The organism is Rhodococcus yananensis (genome assembly GCF_020515525.1).
GTDB classification, from domain to species: domain Bacteria; phylum Actinomycetota; class Actinomycetes; order Mycobacteriales; family Mycobacteriaceae; genus Rhodococcus; species Rhodococcus yananensis.
Map to the genome: position 1 here is coordinate 1 of NZ_JAIYEP010000105.1, position 10,892 is coordinate 10,892.

Below are 10,892 nucleotides of genomic sequence, written 5' to 3' on the forward strand. Positions count from 1 at the left end.
CAGGGTGTGGGAGAGTAGGACACTGCCGAACACCCGTTCCGGAGAGGGGACCCACTGTGTGGGTCCCCTCTTCGTGTTTGTGTGGGGTTGTTGCGGGTGGGGTGTGTTGGTGCGGTGGTATCAGCTGTCGCGGGGAGTTGCGGTGTCCGCGGGAACCCGACGAGACCGGTGTGTACGGTGGCTCGCGTCGGAGGTCACCCTTCGGTGATCGACGGTCGGTCGGTGCCGAGCGGGGGAGCCGGCATCGGCGGCAGTTCGGGGACTGTCAGCCACTCGTCCCACAGCGACCGCAGCGATGTGTCGGAGAATCGTGCCGCCAGGTCGGTGAACTGCTCGGTGGTGACGTTGTCGTGCCGGTGCTCGGCCGTCCACGTGCGCAGCAGCGTGAAGAAGGAGTCGTCGCCGAGACGCGAGCGCAACGCGTGCACGGTGAGCGCGCCGCGCTTGTAGATGCGATCGTCGAACATGTCGACCGGCCCCGGATCCCCGACCACGATGTCGCGGGGTTTACCGACGAGACCCGAATACGCCTGCTCCGCGAGGTGATGCGCGGTGGGACCGCCGGAGTTCTCCGACCACAGCCACTCGGCGTAGCACGCGAAACCCTCGTGCAACCAGATGTCCCGCCACCGACGCAGGGTGAGGCTGTTGCCGAACCACTGGTGCGCGAGTTCGTGCGCGACGAGTCGCTCCTCGCTGCGCGTTCCGTCGCAGAAGTTGGCACCGAAGACCGACAGCCCCTGCGCTTCGAGCGGGATCTCGAGGTCGTCGGCCGTGACGAGAGCGGTGTAGTGGGCGAACGGATACGGGCCGAACAGGCGGGTGAACACCTCGAGCATCTGCTTCTGCCGCCCGAAGTCCCTGTCGAAGTTCGCGCGCAGCCGCGGCGGGTGCACCGCATACTGGGGCACCGGCGACGACGCGACCTTGCGGAACTCGTAGTGACCGATCTGCACGGTCGCGAGATAGGTCGACATCGGTTCGGGCTGCTCGTACACCCACGTGGTGCGGCTGGATTTCGTCGTCTTCTTCAGCAGGGTGCCGTTCGCGACCGCCAGGAACGGCGCATCGGTGGTGATACTGATCCGGTACGTGGCCTTCGACCCCGGATGGTCGTCGCAGGGGAACCAGGTGGGTGCGCCGTTGGGTTGGCTCGCGACCAACGACCCCTCGCCGAGTTCCTCCCACCCGACATCGCCCCACATGGTGTTCCGCGGCGCGGGCGAACCCGAGTAGTGGACCGTGAACGTGAGCACCGCGCCGGTGGGGATCGTCGCGGCCGGCGTGATCGTCAGTTTGTCGTCCCGGTGCACGTACTTCTGCGGGCGCCGTCCGTTGACCGTCACCTTCGCCACACGCATCGTGCTCGTCAGGTCGAGTGCGAACTTGTTCCGGACATCGGTGGCGGTGGCGATGACGGTGGCGCGTGCTTCCAACCGGTTCGCGGTGACCTTGTAGTTCAGATCCAGCTCGTAGCGCGAGACTCGGTAGCCCCGATTGCCGCTGGTCGGTAGATACGGATCGAGCGGCCGGTCGGGGCCGAGCGGGGCCACTGGTCTCGCCGCCTTGAGCGGCTTCACCGCGCCGACCAATCGCCCGGACGTGTCCACGGCGCGATGGGATTTCCCTGCCAGTGGGTGGACGGGGGGACGACGTCGCCGCGCATCACCAGGGAGGCCGGTCCGACTGTCGCGCCGGCTCCGATCCCCGATGCGGGCAGCGCGACGCATTGCGGGCCGAGCGTCGCTCCGGCTTCGAGGGTCACGGTGTCCATGGACATGATCCGATCATGGAACAGATGTGTCTGCACCACACACCCCCGTTCCACCGTCGCGCCGTCGCCGAGCGTGACCAGGTCGGCCTCCGGCAGCCAGTAGCTCTCGCACCACACGCCGCGGCCGATTCGGGCACCGAGCGCACGCAACCACAGATTCATCCCGGCGGTGCCGGTCGCAGCCCGCGCGAACCACGGCGCGGCGACCGTCTCGACGAACGTGTCGGAGACCTCGTTGCGCCACACGAACGAACTCCACAGAGGGTGTTCTTCCTGGCCGATCCTGCCGACGACCAGCCATTTCGCCGCGACGGTGATGGCACACGCGATCGCCCCCGCAACCATGAGGACCAGGCCGCTCAGCAGCGCGGCCGGTAGGTAGCCGAGGTGCGATGCGAGTGTGTTGAGAGCGAACAGAACGCCGAGGCCGATGCCGTACGTGACGATCATCGGGACGAGACGGAACGTCTCGACGAGACCGCGTGCCGCCTTGAGCCGGAAGGTCGGTTCGAAGGTGCGGCTCGAATCGGACTCGCCCGCGGTGCGGCGTAACCGCACCGGCGGGCTGCCCAGCCACGACGACCCCGATTTCGCCTTCTCGGGGGCTGCGGACAACACCGCGACCAGGCCGTGCTTGGGGACGCGCCGCCCCGGTGCGGCCATCCCCGAGTTACCGAGGAATGCGCGTTTGCCGACCTTCGCGCGGGAGATGAACAGCCAGCCACCGCCGAGTTCGTACGACGCGACCATGGTGTCGTCGGCGAGGAACGCGCCGTCGGCCACCTTCGTGAACTTCGGCACCATGAGCACCGTCGACGCCTCGACGTCCTTGCCGATGTCGGCGCCGAGGATCCGTAGCCAGACGGGTGTGAGCATCGATGCGTACAGCGGGAACAGGAACGTGCGGGACGTGTCCATGAGCCGTTCCGTGGCCCACACCTGCCAGCCCACCCGGCTGCGTACCGGATGCCAGCCCTCCGTCATGCCGATCGACAGCAACCGGACGACGGCGACGGTCAGCACCGCGAACACGAACATCGTGAGCAACCCTGCCGCCGGCAGCATCGTCAGCGACCGGCCGACGGCATCACCGACCGTGACGGTGTCGCGCACCCACCACACGAGCAGCGCGACACCGGCCCCGATCGACACGATGGGCAGGCCCGCCAACAGCACCGAGGTCAGACCGAACACGGGCACCCAGCGCCGGCCTCGTGGCGGATCCTGCGACGGCCAGGGCTGGTCGGCCTTGCCGGACTTGCGTGCCGGGGAGCCCGCCCAGCGCTGTCCCGCCTTGACCCGACCGAAAACCGCGGATCCGGCCTCGACCTCGGCGTTCTTGCCGATGCGGGTACCCGGCGCCAGGAACGACCGGGCGCCCACGGACGCGCCCGCACCCACCCGGATCGTGCCGATGTGCACCCTGTCGCCGTCGACCCAGTATCCCGACAGGTCGACCTCCGGTTCGATGGAGCAACCGTCACCGAGCTCGAGCATGCCCGTAACCGGCGGCAGGCTGTGCAGATCGACGCCGCGGCCCACCTTCGCGCCGAGTGCCCGAGCGAAGTTCCTCATCCACGGAGCTCCCGACAGGTTGCATGCACCGGATGCCTCGGCGAGACGCACGGCCGTCCACAGACGCAGGTGCACCGAGCCGCCACGCGGATGCGTGCCCGGTGCCACTCCGCGTAGCAGCAGCCTGGCCCCGGCCACGGCGATCACCATCCGGCCGGGCGGTGCGAGGAACAGGGCGATGCCCCCGACGACCCACCACCACGACAGCGTCACCGTCCAGGGCACGTCGACGACCAGGGCGATGATGTTGTTGAGGATCGCGAGCCACGTGACCCACTGCAGACCGGTGAGCGTCGTCAGCGGCACGGTCGCGGCGATCTGAGCGAGCTGCGCGCGCAACGGAACCGGTCGGACCTCGCGCGGCGCCGCGGCCTCCGTGGGGGCGAGCTCATCGAGGTACACGGCGAGTGATCCGAGCCGAGGGTGATCGTAGAGTTCGGCGACCGTCATCTCCGGGTACCGTTCGCGCATCGCGGTGACCAGCTGCGCTGCCGAGAGGGACCCACCGCCGAGCTCGAAGAAGTCGTCGTCGGGGCCTTCGATGCGGGCTCCCAGTATCGACGTCCACAGTTCGGCGACCCACTCGGCGGTGGGGTCGAGCCCCAGCGCTTCGACGGATCCGGTGTCTGCGCCCGGCAGCGGCCACGGCAGCGCGTTGCGGTCGACCTTGCCGGACGTGCGGGTGGGCAGGTCGTCGACGAGAGCGAGACGCGGGACGAGGGCCGCCGGCAGTTGTTCGGAGAGTAGGTCGTGCGCCGAGGCCACGTCGAATCCGGGGTCGGTGGAGGCGATGTACCCGATCAGGACGGAGTGGCCCGCAGCGGTCTTGCGGACCGCGCACGCCCCACCGGCGACGCCGGGCAGGTTCTGCAGGGCGTTGTCGATCTCACCGAGTTCGATGCGGCGTCCGCCGATCTTCACCTGGTCGTCGGCCCGGCCCTGGAACAGGAGTCCGGCGCTGTCGAGGACCACGACGTCGCCGCTGCGATACGCCCGTTCCCATCCGAGGGTGGGCATGGGCGCGTACTTCTCGGCGTCCTTCGCCGGATCGAGGTAGCGGGCCAGGCCGACGCCGCCGATGACGAGCTCACCGGACTGACCTTCCTCGACGGGGTTCCCCGCTGCGTCGACGACGGCGAGATCCCACCCGTCGAGGGGCAGCCCGATGCGGACCGGTCCGGTGCCGTCCATCGGCGCGGCACACGCGACGACGGTGGACTCGGTCGGGCCGTACGTGTTCCACACCTCGCGTCCCGGTACGGCCAGTCGTTCCGCGAGGTCGGGTGGGCACGCCTCACCACCGAAGATCAGCAGGCGCACGGCGTCGAGGGCTTCCGCCGGCCACATCGCTGCGAGTGTGGGAACGGTGGACACGACACTGATCTCGCGGGAGATCAGCCACGGACCGAGATCCATGCCGGATCGGACCAGGGCGCGGGGTGCGGGTACGAGGCAGGCGCCGTGTCGCCACGCCAGCCACATCTCCTCGCACGATGCGTCGAAGGCCACCGACAGCCCGGCCAGCACCCGGTCGCCGGGAGCGAGCGGCTCGTCGCGGCAGAACATGCGTGCCTCGGCGTCCACGAACGCCGCCGCGTTGCGGTGGGTGACGGCAACGCCCTTGGGGGTTCCGGTGGATCCGGACGTGAAGATGATCCACGCGTCGTCGTCGGGTGTGGGTGCGCGCGTGACGGGGGTGTGTGCCGGAGGTGCGGTCCCGGGGCCGACCCCGGTGTCGGTGACGATCGCGGTGACCGCGGCTTCGGTGAAGACCAGTTCGGCGCGTTCGTCCGGGTCGTCTGCGTCGACCGGCACGTAGGCGGCACCGGCCGCGAGTACCGCCAGGATGGTGACGTACAGATCCTTCGATCCCGATGCCATCCGGACGCCCACCCGGTCGCCGGCGCAGACCCCCACCTCGGTCAGCGCGTGGGCCTCGGACCGGACCAGATCGACGAGTTCCGTGTAGGACAGGACGATCGTGCCGTCGTCGATCGCCGGCGCATCCGGGTGCGCGGCGGCGGAGGCGTGCAGTACGTCGATCAGCGTGCGCGGTGGTGGTGCGTACGCACCGCGCAGGAACACGTCGGGTACGTCCGACCGGCGGTGGTCGGGCGCGGGCTGAGCAGACAATCCTTCGGTCCTTCTCCTCGGTGGGCGTTCCGGTTTATCTCACGCTCGGGTTGACAATGGGTGAACATCCACGCGCGAGGCTCCCGGTGCGCCCGTCAAGGAAAGCACGACACTCGGGTTTTCGCAGGTGAGACCGCAGAAACGGGACGTCGCGCTCGGGAACTGTGACGCAGTCGACTTGACACGGTCCGCGACCGCTGCCATTGTCTTGCGCAGGTCATGAGTACCAGCGTCAAGCCCCGGCTCGCTGGTCGGCAACCCTCCACCGCGGTGGGGTGCTCCGGGTGACGACCTGGCTGCGATTTCCGAACCCGGACGCAGCAAGCGCGGACTCCGCCGGCGATCGAATCCTCGTCGACGTGGCGATCACCGACGGGTCCCCGACACGAGGGAACTGTCATGACTGCTGCACCGACCACCACCTGCATCGATGCGTTCGCCGCCGTCTCCGGTCGCGATCTGCGGGTCCCGCTGGTCCAGGGCGGTGACTGTACGTACGCGAACTTCGACTACGCCGCGAGCGCGCCGGCCCTTGCCGCGGTCGCCGACCGGATCAACGAGCTGCTGCCGTTCTACGCGAGCGTGCACCGCGGTGCGGGCTATGCATCGCGGATCTGCACGTCGACCTACGAGGATGCCCGCGGATCGGTCGCGCGGTTCGTCGGAGCCGACGACGACCAGGTGGTGGTGTTCACCCGCAACACCACCGACTCGCTGAATCTGTTGGCGAGTGCCGTACCCGGCGATGTCGTCGTTCTCGACGTCGAGCATCACGCGAACCTGCTGCCGTGGAAGAACTCCCGTGTCGTCGAGGCCGCAGATTCGGTGTCGGAGACGGTGTGGCGGATCGCGGTCGAACTCGAACGCGCACCGGCCGCGTTGCTGGCGGTGACGGGGGCGTCGAACGTCACGGGGGAGGTGCTGCCCATCGCCGAGCTCGCCGAACTCGCGCACGCGTGCGGCGCCCGGATCCTCGTCGACGGTGCGCAACTGGTACCGCACCGTCGCGTCGACCTGACCGACCTGGGTGTCGACTACCTCGCGTTCTCCGGGCACAAGCTGTACGCGCCGTTCGGCGCGGGTGCGCTGGTGGGGCGCCGGGACTGGCTGGACGAGGCGGAGCCGTACCTCGCAGGGGGAGGTGCGGTGCGTCACGTCGCCGTGGACGAAGTCGAATGGGCTTGCGCCCCTGCCCGTCACGAGGCGGGATCACCCAACGTCCTCGGTGTCGCGGCGCTCGCCGCAGCGTGCGACACCCTCGCCGGTCTCGATCGTGAGGCGGCCGCCCACCACGAGAAGGCTCTGTGCGCCAGGCTCGTCGAGGGGCTTCGTGACACCACGGGTGTCGAGTTGCTGCGCCTGTGGACCGATTCGCCCGACTGCGTCGGGATCGTGACCTTCACGGTCGCCGGATACGAGCCCGGTGAGGTGGCGTCGTACCTGTCGGCGGAACACGGAATCGGTGTTCGTGACGGGCGGTTCTGCGCGCACCCGCTGCTCGACCGGGTCGGGCTGTCCGGTGGCGCGGTCCGGGCCTCGCTGGGGCTGGGCAGTTCCTCCGGAGATGTGGATCGGCTGGTGTCGGCGTTGCGTCGGCTCGTCGAGGACGGTGCCGGTTGGTCGTACACGAAGGCGGACGGGGCGTGGGGGCCGTCGCCCGAGACCCGTCCGGGACTCGCACCGGCGGAGGACGGCGCGGGTACGTCGCCCTGCGTCTGAGCGACGCCGACCTCGGGTGGTCGACAGTGCCCGATCGGCTGCGTAGGGTATCGGGTATGGCTGCACACACCCCGACCCGCGTGTCCTCGTGGTGCCGCCGCCATGTCGATCTGTGCCGCACCGCATCGGGCTGCTGTACGCGCTGAGTGGTTCCTCGTCTCCAGTCGGACTTCGCCGCACATGTGCGGTTTCTCGAGGGGAAAACTCATGCCCTACATCACTTCTCCAGTCGATGCCGTGTGGCGGCCACTGCGGGTGGCCGTCGAACTCGACGATCGCACCGGGGCTGCCTACTGGGCCGATCTCACGGTGGGTGCCGACGGTGCCGGACCGCTCGACCTCGGCGTCGATCCGCCGTCGGTGATCCGCGTGCGCGCCTCGGATCTGCGTGAGGCACGGCGCATTCGCGACCGGATCCGCGACGAGGCGTCCGAGGACGGGCGTGATCCCGACTCGCTGACCGTGCTCGTCGACATCGATGTGGTCGTCGACCACGACGCGCGTGTGGCGCGTCGCCGTGCGCAGTCGGAGTGGCGTCACCGCGGTGGGGTCGACTCGCTGTCGTACGTCGGAACGCCGAAGGGATTGGCGGGGTTGCTCGCCGACATCCATGCCGTGCGTGTCGCCGACGGTGTCACCCTCGTCTCGTCGCCGGTGCCGTTCGCGCTCGAACACCTCGTGGACGGCACGCTGCCGATGCTCCGTGCGCGCGGGCTGCTGGACGTCTCACCCGCGGTGGGCGAACTCCGGCGCAGGTTCGCCCACGTCGGCACGACGGCCGCCCTCGCATCGTGACGAACTCCCGCGCATCTGTGATCTGAATGAATGGTGAAGCGGAGCAACGATTCCGGTGTCGTTGCTCCGCCCCACCGTCGTGTGCCCCGCCGTCATGCGATCCGGCGTGACGGGATGCCGGGGTTGACTGTCGTGTGGGTGCTGACGCCCGGAATCAGGTCGTGCGCGGTCTCGCGGAGAACGTCGGCGAGGGTCGCCAGGTCGGCAGCGGTACCGAGGCCTGTCTGTGAGATCTCGACCACCAGAACGAGTTCGGTGTCGGATGCGGGGGTGTGCTCGGGTGAGGTCATGGGTGTGCTCCGGTGTGGAGTGGCGGGATGTGGCGGGTCGCGGCGCGGATCAACGCGCGCACAGCGACGAGCGGGTGCGGCACAGGTCCACATGCCTGCGGCTCCACACTCGAAAGGCCATGCGTTGCAGTGTAGCCGAGTTCGACGCGCGGTGTGGTGTCCGCCGGGTCGGGGCGGATGGCCCCCGCCCGCGGAACGTCGACCCGCGAGAGCCGGAACGGACGCCGTTCCGAACCGAGGTCGGTGATCGGGCTCAGTCGACGTCGACGTCGATCCCGGCGGTGATGCGCAGCAGTTCCGGGAACGACGTGCGGAACAGGGTGCCGGGGCATCCGCCGGACGCCCACAGCACGGGGAATCGGGCGAGGGCGCGATCGAGATAGGTGGGCAGGTTGGTCGGGTGTCCGACCGGGGCGATCGATCCGGTCGGTTGTCCGGTGACCTCGACGGCGAGATCCTCCGGTGCCACGGTGAGGATCCCGTCGAGGCGGGCCGCGGTGTGCTCGAGGTGCGGCGGGTGGGCGCCGGAGACGAGCAGGAGCACCGGATCGTCGTCGAGGAGATACACGCGGGCCTCGACGATCGCGCCGACGTCGGCGTGGACCGCGGCCGCTGCCAGGCCGGGGGTGTCCACCGGTGTCGGGTGCGCCAGGATCAGTCCGTGATGGCCGCGCGCGATGAGCGTGTCGGCCACGTGGGTTGCGTTCGGATGCAGCGACCTGGACATGCCGCCAGCCTAGGGAGATCCGTGCCCGGTGTGGTCCGAATCGAGCGGTCGTCGATCGGTCAGGGCGTGGGTCGCGTCGGCGTAGGCATCGGTGGCCGCGGTGAAGTAGCGGAGGACGCCGCGCAGTTCGTCGGCCGTGAGGGAGTCCAGAGTCTCGCGGATCGGTTCGCGCACGAGGTCGAGTGCGTGTTCCAGTCGGGGAGGGAGCACACCGGTGTGGGCGATGACGGTGCGTCGTCGGTCGTCGGCGTCGGTGGTCCGCCGGACGAGTCCGTGCGCCTCGAGGCGGTCGACCAGCCGGGTCGTGGCGCCGGTCGACAGGCCGAGTCGTCGCGCGAGTTCACCGTTGCCGAGGGGCCCGTCGAGTTCGAGCAGATTGCTCGCCTGGTAGTCGACGGCGCCCAGTCCGATGCTCTCCGCCGCCGCGTGGTGGAAGAGGAGATTCGAGGCGAGATACGTCCGGTACCGGTGCTTCTGTGACGGTTGCTCTTGCGCACCATTTGCGTCCATGCAACTATTTCTATCATGCAACAGAATCTCGAACGTGCGCTGCAACGCATGGTCGATGCGTGGGATGCGGGAGATCCGGGTCGGTACGCGGCGGAGTTCACCGCCGACGCGACGTACGTGACCTTCCTGGGGTCCGTGTCCCGGGGGCGCGACCAGATCGAACGCGACCATGTCGACGTACTGCAGAAATGGCAGCGCGGGAGTCGCATGCGTATGGAGATCCGGAGTGTCCGGATGCTCGACGACGACACGGCGATCGTCGTTGCCGAGGGCGGGGTCGGAAAGAAGCGCACGATCGCGCTGGACAAGGTCCAGACGTTCGTGTTCCGTCGCGACGGGGACGGGCGGTGGTCGTGCGCGGCCTTCCAGAACACGAAGAAGAAAGCGCTCGCGCTGTGGGTTCTGCGTCTCGCGGACCGACGCGCGAAGCGGTGAGTGGAGTATCACCGCGCGGCGCGCGCGTCAGATATTACTCTTGAGTAATGACTGAGAATTCTCGCTGGAACGCCTTCACCGTCGAGCGTACCGGCCACGTGGCCCAGGTCACGCTCATCGGGCCGGGCAAGGGCAACGCCATGGGCCCCGACTTCTGGACCGAACTGCCGCAGATCTTCGCCGAACTCGACGCGGATCCCGACGTCCGTGCCGTCGTACTCGCCGGTGCCGGCAAGCACTTCTCGTTCGGACTCGATCTGCAGTCGATGGCGGGTGATCTCGCGCCGGTGCTCGGCAGTGACGCGAAGGCGCGCGTGCGCACCGACTTCCACGCACTCATCCGCCGAATGCAGGCCGCGATCACCGCGGTCGCCGACTGCCGGAAGCCGGTCGTCGCGGCGATCCAGGGGTGGTGCATCGGAGGTGGCGTCGATCTCATCACCGCCGCCGACATCCGCTACGCGAGCGCAGACGCGAAGTTCAGTGTCCGTGAGGTCAAGGTCGCGATGGTCGCCGACGTCGGCACCCTCGCTCGTCTCCCGTTGATCATCGGTGACGGACATGTCCGTGAACTGGCCCTCACCGGCAAGGACATCGACGCCGAGCGCGCCGAGAAGATCGGTCTGGTCAACGACGTCCACGCGGATGCCGACGCGGTACTCGCCGCGGCCCACGCGACCGCCGCCGAGATCGCCGCGAACCCGCCTCTGGTCGTCCACGGAATCAAGAACGTTCTCGACCACAGCCGGTCGGCACGGGTCGACGACAGCCTGCGTTACGTGTCGGCGTGGAACGCCGCGTTCCTCCCGTCGAACGACCTCACCGAAGCCGTCCAGTCGATCTTCGAGAAGCGCCCCGCGGAGTTCACGGGCGAGTGACCCCGCCGGGGGCTCCGCCCCCGGACGAGCGAAGGGTACGTCCGATCGATCCGATC

Annotated in this window: 9 protein-coding genes and 1 riboswitch; of the genes, 4 read left to right on the plus strand and 5 right to left on the minus strand. The window is 68.9% G+C overall.

All coding sequences use genetic code 11. The features are described from left to right. Positions 1-194: 194 nt before the first annotated feature. Together LDQ05_RS17940 and LDQ05_RS17945 are read right to left on the minus strand one after the other, a co-directional pair. On the minus strand, positions 195-1,610 hold the full coding sequence (locus LDQ05_RS17940; RefSeq protein ID WP_372461154.1) for a M1 family metallopeptidase: 1,416 nt from the start codon (positions 1,608-1,610) through the stop codon (positions 195-197). Continuing rightward, positions 1,577-5,482 (minus strand): Pls/PosA family non-ribosomal peptide synthetase, encoded by a 3,906-nt coding sequence (locus LDQ05_RS17945; protein ID WP_226438311.1) that lies wholly within the window; start codon positions 5,480-5,482, stop codon positions 1,577-1,579. The genes LDQ05_RS17940 and LDQ05_RS17945 overlap by 34 nt, the downstream gene beginning before the upstream one ends. A gap of 215 nt (positions 5,483-5,697) precedes the next feature. Further along, a riboswitch (SAM riboswitch) is annotated at positions 5,698-5,815 on the plus strand. Positions 5,816-5,881: 66 nt separating this feature from the next. Here LDQ05_RS17945 and LDQ05_RS17950 point away from each other — a divergent pair. Continuing rightward, positions 5,882-7,201 carry an aminotransferase class V-fold PLP-dependent enzyme gene (locus LDQ05_RS17950; protein WP_226438312.1) on the plus strand — a complete coding sequence of 440 codons (1,320 nt, stop codon included), beginning with the start codon at positions 5,882-5,884 and terminating at the stop codon, positions 7,199-7,201. A 207-nt stretch (positions 7,202-7,408) separates the two neighbouring features. After that, complete coding sequence (locus tag LDQ05_RS17955; protein ID WP_226438313.1) at positions 7,409-7,996, plus strand: hypothetical protein; 588 nt, start codon at positions 7,409-7,411, stop codon at positions 7,994-7,996. Between the two features lie 92 nt (positions 7,997-8,088). Here LDQ05_RS17955 and LDQ05_RS17960 read toward each other — a convergent pair whose 3' ends face one another. From LDQ05_RS17960 to LDQ05_RS17970, 3 genes are all read right to left on the minus strand, one after another. Further along, the gene (locus LDQ05_RS17960) at positions 8,089-8,286 is read right to left on the minus strand and encodes a hypothetical protein (RefSeq protein ID WP_226438314.1); all 198 of its coding nucleotides are present in this window, start codon (positions 8,284-8,286) and stop codon (positions 8,089-8,091) included. 253 nt (positions 8,287-8,539) lie between these two features. Continuing rightward, positions 8,540-9,013, minus strand: a complete 474-nt coding sequence (locus LDQ05_RS17965) for a YbaK/EbsC family protein (protein WP_226438315.1) — start codon at positions 9,011-9,013, stop codon at positions 8,540-8,542. Positions 9,014-9,022: 9 nt separating this feature from the next. Further along, positions 9,023-9,523, minus strand: a complete 501-nt coding sequence (locus LDQ05_RS17970) for a MarR family winged helix-turn-helix transcriptional regulator (RefSeq protein ID WP_226438316.1) — start codon at positions 9,521-9,523, stop codon at positions 9,023-9,025. A 15-nt stretch (positions 9,524-9,538) separates the two neighbouring features. Between LDQ05_RS17970 and LDQ05_RS17975 the strand changes: the two genes are divergently transcribed. Then, entirely contained in the window at positions 9,539-9,958 is a 420-nt protein-coding gene (locus LDQ05_RS17975) for an SgcJ/EcaC family oxidoreductase (protein ID WP_226438317.1), read from the plus strand. Between the two features lie 47 nt (positions 9,959-10,005). Continuing rightward, positions 10,006-10,836, plus strand: coding sequence for a crotonase/enoyl-CoA hydratase family protein (locus tag LDQ05_RS17980; protein ID WP_226438318.1), 831 nt, complete (start codon positions 10,006-10,008; stop codon positions 10,834-10,836). The last annotated feature ends 56 nt before the right edge of the window (positions 10,837-10,892 follow it).